The 18124-nt window shown below is 36.1% G+C and carries 12 protein-coding genes and 1 tRNA gene; 9 read left to right on the top strand and 4 right to left on the bottom strand.

Annotated elements, in window-relative coordinates:
* The first annotated feature begins 174 nt into the window (after positions 1 to 174).
* Complete coding sequence (locus FLA105534_RS03495; RefSeq protein WP_173964662.1) at positions 175 to 1920, top strand: ABC transporter ATP-binding protein; 1746 nt, start codon at positions 175 to 177, stop codon at positions 1918 to 1920.
* Between the two features lie 357 nt (positions 1921 to 2277).
* On the opposite strand, the gene alaS is transcribed toward FLA105534_RS03495, so the two are convergent.
* Positions 2278 to 4908, bottom strand: a complete 2631-nt coding sequence (alaS, locus tag FLA105534_RS03490) for an alanine--tRNA ligase (RefSeq protein ID WP_173964661.1) — start codon at positions 4906 to 4908, stop codon at positions 2278 to 2280.
* A 266-nt stretch (positions 4909 to 5174) separates the two neighbouring features.
* On the opposite strand from alaS, the gene FLA105534_RS03485 reads away from it, so the two are divergent.
* The 7 genes from FLA105534_RS03485 to FLA105534_RS03455 all read left to right on the top strand — a co-directional run bounded on the left by FLA105534_RS03485 (position 5175) and on the right by FLA105534_RS03455 (position 11854).
* Positions 5175 to 6152, top strand: coding sequence for a M23 family metallopeptidase (locus FLA105534_RS03485; RefSeq protein WP_173964660.1), 978 nt, complete (start codon positions 5175 to 5177; stop codon positions 6150 to 6152).
* Between the two features lie 47 nt (positions 6153 to 6199).
* On the top strand, positions 6200 to 6532 hold the full coding sequence (locus FLA105534_RS03480; protein ID WP_173964659.1) for a MerR family transcriptional regulator: 333 nt from the start codon (positions 6200 to 6202) through the stop codon (positions 6530 to 6532).
* Positions 6533 to 6573: 41 nt separating this feature from the next.
* Entirely contained in the window at positions 6574 to 7158 is a 585-nt protein-coding gene (locus FLA105534_RS03475; protein WP_173964658.1) for a LemA family protein, read from the top strand.
* A gap of 91 nt (positions 7159 to 7249) precedes the next feature.
* Complete coding sequence (locus tag FLA105534_RS03470) at positions 7250 to 7687, top strand: TPM domain-containing protein (RefSeq protein WP_173964657.1); 438 nt, start codon at positions 7250 to 7252, stop codon at positions 7685 to 7687.
* Between the two features lie 3 nt (positions 7688 to 7690).
* Positions 7691 to 8515, top strand: a complete 825-nt coding sequence (locus tag FLA105534_RS03465) for a TPM domain-containing protein (protein ID WP_173964656.1) — start codon at positions 7691 to 7693, stop codon at positions 8513 to 8515.
* A 128-nt stretch (positions 8516 to 8643) separates the two neighbouring features.
* Positions 8644 to 9057, top strand: coding sequence for an RrF2 family transcriptional regulator (locus FLA105534_RS03460; protein ID WP_173964655.1), 414 nt, complete (start codon positions 8644 to 8646; stop codon positions 9055 to 9057).
* Positions 9058 to 9307: 250 nt separating this feature from the next.
* Positions 9308 to 11854, top strand: coding sequence for a TonB-dependent receptor (locus FLA105534_RS03455; protein ID WP_173964654.1), 2547 nt, complete (start codon positions 9308 to 9310; stop codon positions 11852 to 11854).
* A gap of 477 nt (positions 11855 to 12331) precedes the next feature.
* On the opposite strand, the gene FLA105534_RS03450 is transcribed toward FLA105534_RS03455, so the two are convergent.
* The 3 genes from FLA105534_RS03450 to era form a co-directional block, all read right to left on the bottom strand.
* Positions 12332 to 15073, bottom strand: a complete 2742-nt coding sequence (locus tag FLA105534_RS03450) for an outer membrane beta-barrel protein (RefSeq protein ID WP_173964653.1) — start codon at positions 15071 to 15073, stop codon at positions 12332 to 12334.
* A 357-nt stretch (positions 15074 to 15430) separates the two neighbouring features.
* Positions 15431 to 16738: a ribosome biogenesis GTPase Der gene (der, locus tag FLA105534_RS03445; protein ID WP_017498805.1), complete on the bottom strand. Its 1308-nt coding sequence runs from the start codon at positions 16736 to 16738 to the stop codon at positions 15431 to 15433.
* Between the two features lie 310 nt (positions 16739 to 17048).
* Positions 17049 to 17930, bottom strand: a complete 882-nt coding sequence (era, locus tag FLA105534_RS03440) for a GTPase Era (RefSeq protein ID WP_041517423.1) — start codon at positions 17928 to 17930, stop codon at positions 17049 to 17051.
* 116 nt (positions 17931 to 18046) lie between these two features.
* Here era and FLA105534_RS03435 point away from each other — a divergent pair.
* Positions 18047 to 18119: transfer RNA gene (locus FLA105534_RS03435), tRNA-Met, on the top strand.
* The last annotated feature ends 5 nt before the right edge of the window (positions 18120 to 18124 follow it).

The following is an 18124-nucleotide window of genomic DNA, read 5'->3' as shown; positions in this document are numbered from 1 at the left end:
TCATATTTTCCCCGTGTTAAAAAAGAGGTTTCCTGAAAAATTAAAACATTCAGGATTAAAAAAACACTCGTCATTTCAGCTGTAAAAAAAATTTACATTTTTAATAACAAAAAGCAACTTAACAGCGTTAAACAATTCATTACTTTTGCATCTTCCACAAATTCAAATTCACCTATGAAATTATTATATTCTTATATAATCAAACACAAAATGCTTTTGCTTTTTGCTTTGATTATGGCTTCTATTAACATCTGTTTCAGCTTATCAGACTCTATCATTACCGGTAAATTAATGCAGGATTGTGGTGTTGGACTTCACAAATACGCAGGCAATGAAATAGGTTTTATAAAATCACTGTCGTTCTGGCTTGGTCTTTCTCTTGGTGCTGCGATGGTCTCCAGAATTACCAAAAACTTTCAGGACTATTTTACGAATGTCGTGATTCAGCGCACCGGAGCGCAAATGTACACGGATGGAATCAAAAAATCGCTCGATCTGCCGTTTGCAGAATTTGAAGATCAGCGAAGCGGTGAAACGTTGAGCAAACTAACCAAAGTACGTTCTGATTCTGAGAAGTTAATTACACTATCAATCTCTTTAATCTTTCAGACTGTTATTGGTTTTGTATTCGTGATTGTTTATGTGGCCCGAATCGATTATCGTATTTCGATCATCTTTTTGGTTACGGCTCCAATTATTGCGTTGGTAAGTTCGTACCTAGGCAAAAAGATAAAAATTGTTTCTAAAAAAATCGTAAATCAAACTAATGCTTTGGCTGGTTCTACAACCGAAAGTTTAAGAAACATTGAATTGGTAAAAAGTCTTGGACTAACATACCAGGAAGAAAAACGTCTAAACCTGAACACCTTTAAAATCCTGCAACTCGAACTTGAAAAAATCCGTTTTATCAGAAGTTTGAGTTTTATACAGGGTACAACGGTTCATTTTTTAAGAACCTGCGTTGTTTTTACATTGTATTATTTCTTATTTGGAAATAAAATTATTGTAGGAGATTTATTGACAATGGTATTTTTTACCTTCTTTATTTTTGGGCCTTTACAAGAATTAGGGAATTTTATTATTGCACTTAATGAAACAAAGGTTTCAATGGAAAATTTCAAAACTTTACTCAGTGCTCCAAAAGAATTTCGTCCAAAGAACCCTAAACATGTTGGAGCAATTCAATCATTGCTTTTCTCTAATGTGAGTTTCCAGCACAAAACAGCCAAATTTAAAGCAGTAGAAAATATTAATTTCGATATCAAACAAGGTGAGACCGTTGCTTTTGTGGGGCCTTCGGGGTCAGGAAAAACTACTTTAGTAAAGTTATTAGTTGGTTTGTACACGCCCGCTGAAGGTCATGTATTTTATAATAATATTGATTCGGCAGAAATTGATTTGCTGGATTTAAGAAAACAATTAGGATTCGTTACTCAGGATGCACAACTGTTCTCCGGAACAATTCGGGAGAATTTATTATTCGTAAGACCCAACGCAACCGATGAAGATTTATACGATGCTTTAAAAAGAGCAAGCTGTGAGAAACTTCTACAGCGTGCCGAAGACGGTTTAAACACCACAATCGGTGAAGGTGGAATCAAAGTTTCCGGTGGGGAAAAACAACGTTTATCGATTGCCCGTGCTATTTTAAGAAATCCGAATTTATTGATTTTTGATGAAGCCACTTCTGCTTTAGATTCTATTACCGAAGAAGAAATCAACACTACTATTCGTAATATATCAGACAAAAACAGAATCACGGTTTTAATTGCGCACCGTTTATCAACTGTAATGCATGCGGATAAAATTTTTGTATTGGAACAAGGAAAAATCATCGAACAGGGAAAACATGAGGATCTAATTTTCGAAAAAGGATTGTATTACGCTATGTGGCGCCAGCAAATTGGGGAAAGAAAATAGTTAAGGGGCTAAGGTACTAAGATTCTGAGTTTTTTTTAACATTCCCGAAACGTACTATTTGTTATTTCTGCGAAATTGAAATCTCTACAACGAGGATCTAATCTATTTTTTTCAATAGCATCCTGCTTCAGCTGGATGCTATTGAAAAAAATAGATTAAAACAAAGGGCTTTAGCCAAACTGTTACGCTTGGCTAAAGCCCTTTTCTTTTTAACTTCAAGAAACATCCAGCTAAAGCTGGACGCTATTGAATTTGCATTAAATACAAAATCCGACAGGCTTTAATCTGTCGGATTTGTTATAATATTTCAAAAGCTTAGAAACTTAGATTCTTAGTCCCTTAGCTCCTTAAAAAAAACTACTTCACGAAATCAATCGCTTTAGCCAGCGCCTCGCCAATTCCGTCAACATTTTTACCTCCTGCAGTAGCGAAGAAAGGCTGTCCTCCTCCTCCTCCCTGGATGTATTTTCCTAATTCACGAACTACTTGTCCTGCGTTTAGGTTTTTCTCTGCTACAATTTCTTTAGAAATGTAGCAAGTTAACATTGGTTTTCCTTCCTGTGCAGTTGCGAAAACTACAAACAGATTATTATAAGAATTACCCAATTCATAAGCCAAATCTTTTGCTCCTTCCGGATTTAAATCTACTTGTTTTGCTAAGAATTGAACGCCATTGATTTCTTGCAATTCTTTAGCCAAATCACCTTTCATGTTTTTGGCTTTATCTTTCAATAGTACTTCCAGTTGTTTTTTCAACTGAATGTTTTCTTCCTGTAAAGACTGGATCGCTTTTACAGGATCCTGAGCATTTTTCAAAGTCTCTTTAATTTCATCATAAGAAAGCAATTGAGACTCAAAATAGTCTTTTGCAGCTTCGCTGGTGATTGCTTCAATTCTTCTGATTCCTGCTGCTACAGCTCCTTCCGAAATAATTTTAAAATGCCAGATATCTGAAGTATTTGCTACGTGAGTTCCACCACATAATTCGACAGAATCTCCAAACTTAATCATACGAACCAGATCTCCATATTTCTCTCCAAACAAAGCAATTGCTCCTTCTTCAAGAGCCTGATCTTTCGAAATTGCTCTTTTTTCAATTAAAGGCAAACTCTCACGAATTCTTGCATTCACAAAATTCTCTACTTCTTTCAATTCCTCATCAGATACTTTTGAGAAGTGAGAAAAGTCAAAACGCAAAGAAGCATTTCGAACCATAGATCCTTTTTGCTCAATATGTGTTCCTAATATTTTGCGCAATCCCTGGTGCAATAAATGCGTAGCCGAGTGATTTGACGATGTTTTTGCTCTTTGATTAGCATCAACAACAGCATTAAAAGTTCCTGTTAAATTTTCAGGTAACGATTTTGCCAAATGTATGGTTTGGTTGTTCTCTTTTTTAGTATCGATAATGTAAACGATATCGCCATTTTGAGACTCCAAATATCCTTTATCTCCGGTTTGTCCTCCGCTTTCTCCATAAAACGGAGTTGCATTGAAAACCAACTGATAAATTTCACCATCTTTTACACTATCTACTCTGCGGTACTTTGTGATTTTCACCTGATGCGATAATCTGTCATACCCTACAAATTCCTGAATATCATCTTCTACAAGAACATTCCAGTCACCGGCAGTTACTTTTGAAGCTGCACGGGAACGTTCTTTTTGCAATTGCAGTTGTTCCTGAAATCCTTTTTCATCTAATTTCAACCCCTTTTCAGAAAGAATTAAAGCAGTTAAATCAATAGGAAAACCATAAGTATCATACAACTCAAAAGCTTTTTTACCATCAATAGTGTCTCCTGAATTGTTTAAAATCACAGCATCTAAAAGTACTAATCCCTGATCAAGCGTACGTAAAAAAGAGTTTTCTTCTTCACGAATCACATTCGAACAAAGTGCTTTTTGAGTTCTGATTTCCGGGAAAGAATCTCCCATTTGTTCACTCAAAGTTTCTACCAATTTATAGATAAAAGCTTCTTTTATATTTAGGAAAGTAAATCCGTAACGAATGGCACGACGCAAAATTCGACGAATCACATAACCAGCACCCGTGTTAGACGGTAACTGTCCATCAGCAATAGCAAAGGCTACCGCACGAACGTGGTCTGCAATTACACGAATCGCAATATTTACTTTTTCCTCTGCTTCATTTGATGCTTTAACAGTATAATTTGCTCCGGTGATCGTTTCAATTTCTCTAATTAAAGGCATGAAAACATCGGTATCATAATTCGATGTTTTTCCTTGTAACGCCATACACAAACGCTCAAATCCCATTCCGGTATCAACGTGTTGTGCCGGAAGTTTCTCTAACGAACCATCAGCCTTACGGTTGAATTCCATGAATACATTATTCCAGATTTCAACTACTTGTGGATGATCGTTGTTTACTAAACTTTTACCAGAAACTGCTGCTTTCTCTTCCGGAGTACGCAAATCAACGTGAATTTCAGAACAAGGTCCACATGGTCCCTGATCTCCCATTTCCCAGAAATTGTCTTTTTTATTTCCAAGAATAATTCGATCTTCATCGATTAATTCTTTCCAGATATCCCAAGCTTCCTGATCAAACGGAACATTATCCTCTTTACTTCCTTCAAAAACCGAAACATAAAGGTTCTCTTTTGGAATTTTATATACTTCTGTCAGTAATTCCCAAGCCCAGTTGATTGCTTCTTTTTTGAAATAATCTCCAAAAGACCAGTTTCCTAACATCTCAAACATGGTGTGGTGATAGGTATCGATACCTACTTCTTCAAGATCGTTATGTTTTCCGGAAACACGAAGACATTTTTGCGTATCGGCAATTCTCGGACTTTTTGGAGTTCCGTTTCCTAAGAAATATTCTTTAAACTGGGCCATTCCCGAGTTGTTGAACATTAAGGTTGGGTCGTCTTTAAGTACAATAGGAGCTGATGGCACGATAGTGTGTCCTTTACTCTCAAAAAAATCTAAAAATTGTTTACGTACGTCTTGTGATTTCATATTAAAATTAGAAAATGTGTCAATTTGAAAATGTGATAATTAATTAAAAAATATGTTAATCTGAAAATGTGATACTTACCTCTTTTTAGCACAAAAATTAAAGTTCAAAACAATAAATTTCGCATTTAAGGCATTATCTAATTATCAAATTGACACATTATCTAATTGTTCTATTCTTGAAAAAAAGCTTCGAACATCATGAAACATTTATTAAATTTGTTCGACTAACTTATTTTACAAGCTGCAAAAATAGGGTATTTTAAAATATGGCGAAAGTAAAATATTATTACGACTCAGAAAATCTGGCTTATACGAAAATAAAGACCCGAAAAAGGGCTAAAATTGGCTATGCTTTACTATTTTTATTGGCTTCGGCATTGTTTGGCTTTTTAGTTTTTATCCTTTTAATCAATACTCCTTATTTCGAAACACCAAAAGATCGTTTACAGGCACGCGAAATTGAAAACCTGAAATTACAATATGCCATTTTGAACAGAAAAATGGATGAGATCGATGCTGTAGCGGAAGCATTAGAAAATAGAGACAATAACATATACAGAGTTTATTTCAATAAAGCCGAAATTCCGGATTCTCTTCGAAAAGCAGGTTTTAGAGATTATCGAAAATACAAAGACTTAGAAGGTTACAATAATTCTCAGTTGGTTTTAAACACCACAAAACGAATCGACCGTCTCTCTAAAGAGTTGGCCATTCAGTCCAAGTCTTTAGATGAAATTCTAAAGCTGGCAAGTACAAAAGGCAACTTATTACTCGCGATTCCGGCAATTCAGCCTGTACGAAACGAGAATTTAATACGTATGGCTTCGGGTTTTGGATACAGAACCGATCCTTTTACAAAAGTTCGAAAAATGCATAACGGAATGGATTTCACCGCTAAAACAGGTTCTCCAGTTTATGCCACAGGGGATGGTGTTGTAGATCGGGCCGATAATTCGGCTTCAGGATTTGGAAATCATGTGGTCATCAGGCATGGTTTTGGCTACGAAAGTCTGTATGCGCATTTAAGCAAATACAATTGCAGACCAGGCCAACGCGTAAAACGAGGCGACGTTATTGGATATGTGGGAAGCACAGGAAGATCTGAAGGACCACATTGCCACTATGAAGTACACAAAGACGGGAAAGTCGTAAATCCGCTAAACTTCTATTACGGTAATATTTCGGCAGTAGAATATGTAGCCATTTCACAAATGGCGAACCAGGAAAATCAGTCATTAGATTAATACTGCAAAAAGTAGTATTTTTGGAATAAAATAGAAAATTAAGAAACATGCATATTGAGCTTTCAAAAGATAAACGATATTTTAGTATTGGCGAAGTAGCCAAGGCTTTTAATGTCAATGCATCATTGATTCGGTTTTGGGATAGCGAATTTGATATTTTGAAACCTAAAAAAAATGCCAAAGGTAACAGAATGTTTACGCCCGAAGACATCACCAACCTACAATTAATCTATCATTTGGTTAAGGAAAGAGGTTTTACGCTCGAAGGCGCCAAAACACATTTGAAAGAAGGTCAGAAGAAAACATTAGATAAATTCGAAATAATACGTAAATTAGAGACCATAAAAACTCAATTAATCGATATTAAGAACGAATTATAACATATTAAATAAATCAGAAACAAACTTAAATCAAAACAGATATGAAAAAATGGTTAATCCCCGTAGGAATTATTGTAGCGCTAATTGTAATTATTGCAGTTTGGTCAATTGGAATTAAAAATAGTGCTTTACAACATAGTCAGGCTGTTAATAAAGAGTGGGGAAATGTGAGTACCACTTACCAAAGACGTAATGACCTTATCGGAAATTTAGTTAACACTGTAAAAGGGGCTGCCGATTTTGAAAAATCAACTCTAACAGCTGTTATTGAAGCCAGAGCAAAAGCAACTTCCGTAACAATTGATCCAAGTAATGTAACTCCTGAGCAATTAGCACAGTTCAATCAGGCGCAAAGCGGTGTATCTTCTTCTTTGTCAAGATTGTTAGTTTCTGTTGAGCAATACCCAACATTAAAAGCAAACGAAAACTTCCTGAAATTACAAGATGAACTGGCCAGTACTGAAAATCAAATTTTAACAGCCAGAACACGTTTCAATGAAGCTGTACAGACTTACAATGGGTATGTCCTTTCTATTCCAAACAAATGGTTCTTAAGTGAATATAAAGAAAAACCATACTTTGAAGCGGTTGCCGGAGCGGAAAAACCAGTTGAAGTAAAATTCTAAAAATTAGATTTAATATTTTGATTGACGATTTTAGACTGCAGATTAATTCTGAGAGCTAAAATCGTTAATCTTTAACTCAAAAATAATTTCAATGTCAAAAGTAGAAGATTTTTTATCCAAAGAAGAAGAACAAGATATTGTTGAAGCTATTCGTGTGGCCGAAAATAATACTTCTGGCGAAATTAGAGTACATATAGAACAAACAACTTCTAAAGCTCCCTTTGACAGGGCTTTGGAAGTTTTTCATGAATTAAAAATGCACGAAACCTCACTTAAAAATGGGGTTCTGTTTTACTTTGCCGTAGCTGATAAAACTTTTGCTATTTGCGGAGACAAAGGCATAAACGATGTGGTTACTGTCGATTTTTGGGATTGCACCAAAGATGCCATGATTCTACAATTTAAATCGGGAAAATTTAAACAAGGTATTGTCGACGGTATATTAAATGCCGGCGAACAATTGAAAAAGTACTTTCCATGGTCTGAAGGGGACACCAACGAATTATCAAACGAAATATCAAAAGGATAGACAATGAAAATTTTCAACAATACAATCTCAAATTCCAAAAGATTTTTTCAGCTTACCTTTTTGTTTCTAGCATTTTTTACCTGCAACGGTATTTTTGCACAATTTACAATTCCGGAAAAACCAACTTTACAAACTTCAGTCTACGATTATGCCAACATTCTAAGCGCAACTGAAAAAGCACAGCTTGAAGAAAAACTAATTCGTTATTCTGATTCGACTACTACTCAAATTGTTGTGATTACAATCGAGAGTTTAAAAGGTGAAGATGTAAGTCAGCTAGCGACCAAATGGGGACAAACCTGGGGAATTGGAGGAACCGCGAAAGATGATAATGGTGTTATTATTCTGCTGGCAAAGAACGAGAAAAAAATTGCTATAAATCCCGGTTACGGTCTCGAAGACCGACTGACTGCAGGAATTGGAGGAACAATAATCCGAAATATAATTATTCCGGAGTTCAAAGCCGGAAGTTTTTATAATGGTCTTGACAAAGGAACAGATGCTATCATTGACGTTTTTAAAGGGAAATTCAAAGGCGAACGCAAGCAAACCAAAGGAAAAGATTTTCCTATACTGCCTTTTATTGTAATTGTTGTAATTGTATTAATTTTACTGTCCCGAAATAAAAGAGGTGGTGGAGGTAATTCAGGCAATAATGGCGGAGGCGGCCCTAGTCTTATGGATGTAATTCTACTAAGTAGTCTTGGCAGAAGCGGAGGCGGCGGATTTGGAGGCTTTGGCGGTGGATCATCCGGTGGCGGAGGTGGTTTTGGCGGCGGTTTTGGCGGCGGAGGCTTCTCTGGGGGAGGTTCAAGCGGGGGCTGGTAGAGGAAGTTGACAGTCGCAGTCGCAGTTTTTTAGTGATAATTTACAGCTTACGGCTTACATTTCACAACTCACATTTTACAGCTCATAACTCACAGCTTACATTTTACAAATTTATAATTCAAAAATAGATGTTATCACATAAAGCAAAATATGCCCTTAAGGCCTTACTTTATTTAGCAGAACAGGAAGAAAATCACATTTCAAGAACTATTGAAATTGCTGATGGAGCCAATATTCCTAAAAAGTTTCTCGAACAGATTTTATTAGATCTGAAACGAGGACGTTTTGTGAGCAGTAAGCAGGGAAAATTTGGTGGATATTATCTGATTCGCTCCAAAAACGATATTACTCTGGCAGAAATTCACCGTTTATTTGACGGTGCAATTGCGCTATTACCTTGTGCCTCTTTAAACTTTTACGAACCTTGTTCAGATTGCAAAACCGAGGAAGAATGCAGTCTTAGACACGGTTTAATGATCATCCGTGACGAAACTCTTAAAGCAATGCAAGGCATCACAATCGCCTCATTGGTAAAGAAATAAAAAAATATTTTTTAATTCCTAGTAAATCGATAGAATTTATATATATATTTGCAAAAAATAATTCACAAACCATTTCCAAAATTTTAACTATGAAAATACATTTACAACCAATCGATGTATCAAAAAATCTTTTGCAAAGAAATTATAATATTCAATTCACTACGGTGAAAAACAATTCTTCTACAATGTGTATGTGTTGGTAAAAAAATTTTATTTTAAATTCTACTAATCACATATACTTAATATAAAAATGAAAAATTCGATAAAAAATATACTTACAGTTCTCTCTATTTTTACTTTCTCCATATCATTTGCACAAAACATAGAAGGTGTTGTTAAAACAAGTGAAAATATTCCATTAGAAGCAGCAAATATTGTTATAAAAGGAACAACCTCAAATACTACTTCAGATCAAAACGGAAAATTCAGTATTGACAGTAGAGGAAAACTTCCTATAACTCTATTGATTCAATATGTAGGATACAAAACTACTGAAATACAACTTGACGATTTACCGACAGCTCCTTTACAGGTAACTATTAAAGAAGAAAACGAACTTATCGAAGTAGTGGTTTCTTCAAGACGAAGAATCGAGAAAGTACAGGATGTGCCAATCGCCATATCAGTAATTACAGGTAAACAAGCAGAACAAACCGGAGCTTTTAACGTGAACCGTATTAAAGAATTAGTTCCCTCTGTACAATTATATTCTTCAAACCCAAGAAATACAGGAATCAACATTCGTAGTCTTGGTTCTCCTTTCGGACTTACTAATGACGGAATCGATCCAGGGGTTGGCTTTTATGTAGATGGTGTTTATTATGCCCGTCCAGCCGCAACTACTCTTGACTTTATTGATGTAGATCAAATCGAGGTTTTACGAGGACCGCAAGGATCTTTATTTGGTAAAAATACTACTTCAGGAGCTTTCAACATTACAACCCGCAAACCAAGTTTTACAAGTGGTGCTGACTTTGAAGTTAGTTACGGAAATTATGCTTTTCTTCAGGCCAAAGCATCCGTTACAGGAGCATTAGGTAAAAAAGTAGCTGGTCGTATCTCCTTTTCAGGTACACAACGCGATGGTTTGATCGACAATGTGGCAACCGGAAGACCTACAAACAGTTTAAACAATCAGGGAATTAGAGGTCAATTGCTTTTTACTCCATCTGAAAACACAAATATTATTCTTGCCGCCGATATCACAACTCAGCGTCCGGACGGATACGCACAGGTTGTTGCAGGTGTTGCACCAACACAAAGAGCTGCTTACAGACAATTTAATGCAATTATTAAAGATTTAAATTATCAGCTTCCAAGTCAAAATGCTTTTGACCGAAAAATTGATCACGACACTCCGTGGCGTTCAGGACAAGATATGGGTGGTGTCTCTCTTAATGTCGATACCAAAATCGGGGCAGGAACACTTACATCAACTACTGCATGGCGTTTTTGGAACTGGGATCCATCAAATGACAGAGATTTTACAGGATTACAAGTTTTGGCCAAATCTCAAAACCCAACCAGACAAACACAATTTACTCAGGAGGTACGTTATGCAGGTCAGCTGACTTCTAAAATTAGTGGTGTTGTGGGCGCTTTCTTTATTGACCAGACTTCTCAAACAAACGGAACAGAAGAATCCGGTAATGCACAATGGAGATTCTCTCAAAGCAGTACTAGTCCGTTATGGAAAACTCCGGGACTGTTTGAAGGTTACGGAATTAAAACAGATGCCAGAATCAGAGCTTCTAGTGCTGCCGTTTTTGGCCAAATTGATTGGGCTATTACAGAAAGATTACACGTATTACCAGGTTTAAGATATAACTTTGACAAAAAAGATGCTAATTACAGCCGTACAACCTACGGTGGTCTTCAAACTACCGATCCAGCTTTACTAGCTCTTAAAAAATCGGTTTACTCTGATCAGTCTTTTGCTTCTAATACAGACAATACCGATTTTTCGGGAAACATAACGGTATCCTACAAAGCTTCAGACAAAATCAATGCTTATGCTACATACGCTAAAAGCTACAAACCGGTGGGTGTGAATGTTGCCGGACTTCCAACAGACTCAAAAGGATTGCCATTATTGGATCTTGCCGTGATTAAACCTGAAAAAGTGAATCATTATGAGGTTGGAGTAAAAACTTCTCCGTTTAAGAATTCAGTATTCAACCTGACTTTCTTTAATACGGAAATCAAAGACTTTCAAACGAATGTTCAGGCTGCTGAACTTGGTGTAAACCGTGGCTACCTTGCCAATGCCGATAAAGTACGTGTAAGGGGTGCTGAGCTTGATGCAAGCTTTGTTTTTAGCCAACACCTGACTGTAAATGCAGCTGCTACTTATACAGATGGAAAATACATTAAATTTACGAATGCACCACTTCCACTAGAAGAAACCGGAGCGCCTGTAGCCTTTAAAGATGTTTCGGGAACAGAATTACCAGGTGCTTCAAAATGGGCAGGATCTTTAGGAGGTGAACTTTCTGACAATGCAAAATTCTTCGGAAACAAAGGAAAAATCTTCTTAGCAGTTGATTCTTACGCACGTTCTAAATTTTCATCAAGCCCTTCAGCTTCAAAATACTTAGTAGTACAGGGATACGCTATTTTCAACGCTCGTTTAGGATTCCGTGCATCAGAAGGATTATCTGTTCAATTCTGGGGAAGAAACCTTTTAAACAAAGATTACTACGAGCAATTGTTACCTGCGGGAGGAAATTCCGGGCAATATGCAGGAGTAATTGGTGATCAAAGAACTTACGGAGTAACTTTGAAATATTCATTGTAAGCAGTTAGTTAATTTTCAATACATCAAACGAGGCCGATTCTTAAATCTGTCTCGTTTTTTTATTTTAGATTGTTGATTTAAGGTTTTAGATTTTTTCTGAAAGTTGAAACTTCTATTCTTTATCAATTTGGTTAAAGTCTTTAATTCCGGACAAAGCACAATTTCATTATGTTAAACTTTTTTAAAATAAAATTAATCTACAAAACTAAACCTGTGGTTGCGGAGTTTCTTGCTGAGATTTCTAATCTCTCTAAAAATGAATTTCCTAGCCCCGATAGAAGTGGAAATCCTTTTGTGGCGGGGTTAGCCACAAAAGATTGGAACGGATAGCGGGATTAGCTCCTTAAAAAAAGATTTATTTTTACCACAAGTAATTAAAATGACAACCGTATGGGTGATTGAAATTAATAAAAAACATCTCTATGTAAAAAGATCTTTGTCCCTTTTGAATCCTTTAGACCTTTATTAATCCATTCTCTATCTTCTCTTCCCTCCTTTTTCAGCACCTGCAAAATTTCCTATTTTGTAGCTTAATGAAAACATTATGTAACGTTTCAAAACCGTATTTTCTTCATCTCGAATTGAGGTCGCCGAAATCGTTCTGGTGGCACTTTGATTCTGATTTAAGACATCATAAACTTTTACCTTAGCATATACTTTCTTATCAAAAAAACCATACGACAAACTGGTATTCCAGAGATAAAAATCCTTTTTGAAATTGTCCGAAATACTTGAATTATAGGTGTAGCCAAAATCATTTCCAAAAATTAAGTTTGCCGGCCAGTAACTTGTCGTTTGCAAATTAACTCTGTGTACTACATTTGAACTGGCATCTCTTGAAGAGTTCTCGTATTTGGTTTCGTTATAAGACAAACTATAGGTAGGAGAAATAATAAGCAGCTCTCCGTATTCATAAGTAAAATTGACCTTTGGAGTAATCGCTGTTGATTTTGCATTGTACAATACTGCATTTGTAAACCCCTTATCGAAGGAATAACTTCCATTTAATCCGAAACCATATCTAAAAAGATGTGCCTCTTTTTTAACGGACCGATTCCAATTTCCGCCAATCGAAGTCGTATAAGTTCCTGAGATATTGGCATAAGTTGTGGTTCTTTTTCCGTTATCATCATAAATTGAAGTCGAAACCACATCGTTGTTGTAGTAATCCCCCTTTACATACAGGCTGTAACCGGAACGTGTTCGGAAATCATAGTCTCTGAAACTAAAATTAGCACTGCTTTTTTCTATAAGATTTAAATCAGGATTTCCTGTAATTGTATTCAACGGATTGGTTAAATTTAAGACCGGCAATAACTGAACCGCCGTAGGAAGTGCATTCGAATAATCATACTTGAATGACATATTTTTCGAACGACTAAATTTATAACGAATCTGAAAATCGCCATAAGGCAAAACGTATCGTTTGTTCAAATCGGTAGCATTGTTGAGATATAGAGCGTGGTTGTCAAATTCTACAATTGCTGTATGGGAATTTAAATTGACTGTAAACTTCCTCTTTTGCCAGGTTAGTCCAACTTTCGGGCTGAACGAATTTTGCTTTGAAGCAGTATAATTTGTCAAAGACGCATTGAGATCCGAATAAGACTGCGTTGCATCATCAAAATCAAATGTTTTTGCATCTTTAATTTCTTTCGTCCAGTTAAAATTAGATCCGAATCTTATTCGCAAAGAATCTGTTACCGGCTCTGTATATTCAAGTTCAAGCGAATACGTATCACTCTTATTATTGTTTAAACTCTTCTGATTCCTGTCGTCATTAGGTTTGCTGTCCTGATAAAAAATAGTTTGAGAAAGATTTTGCACCTCATTATCAGTACTGGTATTGTTGCTGTCAAAAGAAAGATTAAAATTGCGGTGTTCTTTCTTGAACCTCTTATTAAAATTTATAGTGTTCCCTAGACTGGTATTTGTACTTTCTGAATAGGATTTAGCATTACTTTCATTCAGCGAATTTCCATTCTCGTCTTCAGAAAAACTCGAGGAAGACGAATTACTGTTCGATCGCGACTGATTCACTTTTGGTATAATTACCAATCGGCTTGTCGGATCAATCGCATATTCTAATTCAAAATTTACATTGTTCCCAGTGTTTTCATTTCTTGTTTTGGAATCAGAAGATGTGGCAATATTTCCGGTGGGTAAAAAACTAACCTGATCTGCCTTGCTATCGTTATTAGTAATCGAATTCGAAAAATTATAACTTCCCGCAGCCATCAAACTTTTCGACCAATCATCAGAATAATTAAGCCCTGCAAGATTCGATTGCGTAATTCCTTTACTCCCTCCCGAATTTCCGCTGCTGCCCCTGCTATTTCGTCCGCCACCCATATTATCGAATACTTCATCCATTGCGAAACCGGTAGAATTAATATTGTTAGAAGAAGCCAGTACGCTTATTTTTTGTTTGTTATTAAAAAAGTTCAGAAGCAGACTGCTTTCGTATCGTTCATCAGAACCATAACCGCCCAGTATTTTTCCAAAATAACCTTTATTTTTCTTTTCGTCGATCGTAATATTGATACTCGAAAAATCTGAAGTCGACTCCTGTTTGGAAAGTTCTTCTTTCTTTGTTTTAAAATCAGACACTTGAATTTTTTTGATTATTTCGGCGGGAAGGTTCTTCAATGCTATGGCACCGTCTTTATTAAAAAACGTCTTCCCGTTTACCAGAACTTGATTGACTTCTCTCCCGTTCACTGTAACTTTACCATCAGTTGCGACATCAAAACCCGGCAATTGTTTCAATAAAGTTTCTACATTCGAGTCCGGACGCACCTTATACGATGCTGCATTAAACTCTAAAGTATCTTTTTTAATGGTAATAGGTGGAGCTTCGCTTTTGATCACGACATCCTTTAAAACATTTACATTTTCAAGCAAATACAATTTTCCAAAATCTTTACTTTCGGGAATACTTTTTTCCTCCTCAAAATAAGGCTGATACCCCATATAGTTTACCTTCAAAAAAACAGGCTTGTCGTACTTTTTGGTCTTAATGCTAAAGGCACCATTTTTATCCGTTGTTGCATATTCGATTACCGTAGAATCTTTAACGGTTGTAAAGTAAACGGTAGCCAGCTCAAGTGGCAATTGGGTGTTGATATCTACGATGGTTCCTTTAAGCACAATGTCATTCTGTGCACTTGCCGAATAGCAAAAAAGGAAAGCAATCAAATAGTACAAAAATTTGGTCATGAAAATGGTTTGTTAGAAACAGTAAGACTCCAAAAGAGTTAAAAGGTTTATTGTGAATGAAACATTCAGTCAAATATTATCCCAGTAAGCCTGGCAAAAATAATTTGAATTAACTCGTTGCGTGCAATTTTAAAAAAAAATATTCAACACATAGAAACATAGCTTTTTAAATCTGAAAAGAGAACAAAAAAGAAATACATTTCTCTCACATAAGAAATTATGTGTATTTCAATGAAGTGAAACGTCTATTTTTAAGAATACAGAACCTATGTCCCTATGTGTTAAAAATTACACCCAAAACAGGTTCGAATTAATAACAAGACATAAAAAAAGTCCTCTTTAGGAGGACTTTTACTTTTATTTTTCTCTGATATAAATATCGATTGGCACTCCTGCGAAATCCCAATTTTCTCTAATCTTATTTTCCAGATAACGTTTGTAAGGTTCTTTAACATATTGTGGCATGTTGGCAAAAAACACAAACTGAGGCGTTTGAGTTGGCAATTGCATACAATATTTAATTTTCACATACTTCCCTTTTGTTGCCGGTGGCGGATAAGCTTCAATTACTTTCAACATGTATTCGTTGAATTTTGAAGTCGCAATTCTTTGTTTTCTATTTTCAAAAACCTGAACAGTAGCTTCTAATGCTTTCAACAAACGTTGCTTGGTTAAAGCCGAAACGAATAGAATTGGCACATCGGTAAAAGGCATTAATTCTTTTTTGATTTTCTCTTCGTAATCGCGAGTCGACATGGTATCTTTTTCTACCAAATCCCATTTGTTTACTAAGATCACAACTCCTTTGCGGTTTTTCTCTGCCAGCCAGAAAATACTCTGATCCTGACCTTCAAAGCCACGGGTTGCATCGATAACCAAGATGCAAATATCAGCATGCTCAATCGCACGAACCGAACGCATTACCGAGTAAAACTCTAAATCTTCCTTCACCTTAGCTTTACGACGGATTCCCGCAGTATCAACTAAATTGAACTCAAAACCAAAACGGTCAAATTTTGTATCAATTGCATCACGGGTTGTTCCTGCAATATCGGTTACGATATAACGATCCTGACCAATCAAAGCGTTGATAAAACTAGATTTACCAGCATTTGGACGTCCTACAACAGCAAAACGAGGCAAATCTTCTTTAACTTCAACTTCCGGTTTCTCCGGGAATGCATCAATTAAAGCATCTAACAAATCTCCAGTTCCGCTTCCTGAGATACTTGCAAACGTAAAATAATCTCCTAAACCAAGATTATAAAACTCAATTGCATCTTTCTCACGCATTGCGTTATCTACTTTATTTACAGCCAATAAAACAGGTTTTGTTACTTTACGCAACAATTTCGCCACTGTTTCATCCATTGGTGTAATTCCTTCTTCTACATCAACCACAAAAATAATAACATCTGCTTCATCGATAGCAAGCTCTACCTGTTTGCGGATTTCACCCTCAAATACGTCGTCAGAACCGCGAACGTATCCACCGGTATCAATTACAGAAAACTCTTTTCCGTTCCACTCGCTTTTACCATAGTTTCTATCACGGGTCACCCCAGATACCGAATCTACAATAGCTTCTCTTCTTTGTATCAGCCTATTAAAAAGGGTTGATTTCCCTACATTAGGTCTTCCTACTATCGCAACAATGTTATTCATTTTTTTGAATTTTAGATTTTGGATCCTAAATTTTAGCTTTTTAGTTTCCTAAAATTCTATCACTTATAAATCCAAAATGCTTTATTTTAATTTTTTGCAAAGGTAGTCTTTTTTTGTTTGCAGTCACAGTTTTCAGTATTCAGTAAAAAAACTGACAAAATTGTGACTTCAAACTTAAAACTGACTCCTTTTTGCAGGAGCTATTCCTGCTATTCAGGACTAGGATTCAGTTGCCAGTATCAGTTTTCAGTTTTACACTAAACGATTTTCATATCAAAACTGAGACTGAAATCTGCGACTGAAAACTCTTTTATTGATTATACCCGAATCGTTTCAGCATATTGGCATTGCTTCTCCAGTTTTTGTTCACTTTTACAACTAGTTCAATGTGAATTTGTTTTCCAAAGAATTTCTCCAGATCGGCACGAGCTTCAGTACCTACTTTTTTCAAAGCGGCACCTTTATGCCCAATAATGATTCCTTTTTGAGTTTCGCGTTCTACCATAATAATCGAACGGATTCTGATAATATTTTCATCTTCGAAAAACTCCTCCGTCACGATTTCAACCGCATACGGAATCTCTTTGCTATAGTTCAATAAGATTTTCTCACGAATAGTCTCGTTTACAAAGAAACGTTCCGGTTTGTCTGTTAATTGATCTTTTGGATAATAGGCTGGAGATTCTGGCAACAATTCAATGATTCTACCAAAAACTTCCGGTACATTAAAATTCTGTAAAGCCGAGATTGGGAAAATTTCAGCATTTGGCACTTTTGCCGTCCAGAATGCTACTTGCTCCTCTAACTGTTCCTGATTTGAATTGTCGATTTTGTTCAACAATAATAAAACCGGAATTTTAGCGTGGATAATTTTATTAAAGAAAGCTTCATCTTTTAAGTCCTGCTCTCCTATCTCGACCATGTAAACTAAAATATCAGCATCTTCAAAAGCCGATTTTACAAAGTTCATCATCGACTCCTGCATTTCATAAGCGGGCTTGATGATTCCGGGAGTATCCGATAATATAAGTTGAAAATCTTCGCCATTCACGATTCCAAGAATACGATGACGGGTTGTTTGTGCTTTTGATGTAATAATCGATAATCTTTCTCCAACAAAGGCGTTCATCAATGTTGATTTTCCAACGTTTGGATTCCCGATGATGTTTACAAAACCTGCTTTATGTGACATTTGTGTTCTATTTATTTTGCAAAGGTAGTCATATCAACTCAATACAGAAAATAAAACATTTTTTAATGTTTTCGTTGGATTTCTCAAAAATCGGCGTATCTTTGCACCCGAAACATCGCGGGATAGAGCAGTAGGCAGCTCGTCGGGCTCATAACCCGAAGGTCACAGGTTCGAGTCCTGTTCCCGCTACTAAG

Source organism: Flavobacterium collinsii (assembly GCF_902804485.1).
Classification (GTDB): Bacteria; Bacteroidota; Bacteroidia; order Flavobacteriales; family Flavobacteriaceae; genus Flavobacterium; species Flavobacterium collinsii.
Note: the sequence above shows the minus strand (reverse complement) of the source record. Positions and strands in the feature narration are given on the sequence as shown.

Bases quoted from the DNA above. Each gene is read 5' to 3' on its own strand.
- FLA105534_RS03460 (WP_173964655.1), top strand. From the start codon at position 8,644: ATGTTATCACATAAAGCAAAATATGCCCTTAAGGCCTTACTTTATTTA.
- FLA105534_RS03495 (WP_173964662.1), top strand. From the start codon at position 175: ATGAAATTATTATATTCTTATATAATCAAACACAAAATGCTTTTGCTT.
- era (WP_041517423.1), bottom strand. From the start codon at position 17,930: ATGTCACATAAAGCAGGTTTTGTAAACATCATCGGGAATCCAAACGTT.
- FLA105534_RS03450 (WP_173964653.1), bottom strand. From the start codon at position 15,073: ATGACCAAATTTTTGTACTATTTGATTGCTTTCCTTTTTTGCTATTCG.
- FLA105534_RS03480 (WP_173964659.1), top strand. From the start codon at position 6,200: ATGCATATTGAGCTTTCAAAAGATAAACGATATTTTAGTATTGGCGAA.
- der (WP_017498805.1), bottom strand. From the start codon at position 16,738: ATGAATAACATTGTTGCGATAGTAGGAAGACCTAATGTAGGGAAATCA.
- FLA105534_RS03465 (WP_173964656.1), top strand. From the start codon at position 7,691: ATGAAAATTTTCAACAATACAATCTCAAATTCCAAAAGATTTTTTCAG.
- FLA105534_RS03485 (WP_173964660.1), top strand. From the start codon at position 5,175: ATGGCGAAAGTAAAATATTATTACGACTCAGAAAATCTGGCTTATACG.
- FLA105534_RS03470 (WP_173964657.1), top strand. From the start codon at position 7,250: ATGTCAAAAGTAGAAGATTTTTTATCCAAAGAAGAAGAACAAGATATT.
- alaS (WP_173964661.1), bottom strand. From the start codon at position 4,908: ATGAAATCACAAGACGTACGTAAACAATTTTTAGATTTTTTTGAGAGT.
- FLA105534_RS03475 (WP_173964658.1), top strand. From the start codon at position 6,574: ATGAAAAAATGGTTAATCCCCGTAGGAATTATTGTAGCGCTAATTGTA.
- FLA105534_RS03455 (WP_173964654.1), top strand. From the start codon at position 9,308: ATGAAAAATTCGATAAAAAATATACTTACAGTTCTCTCTATTTTTACT.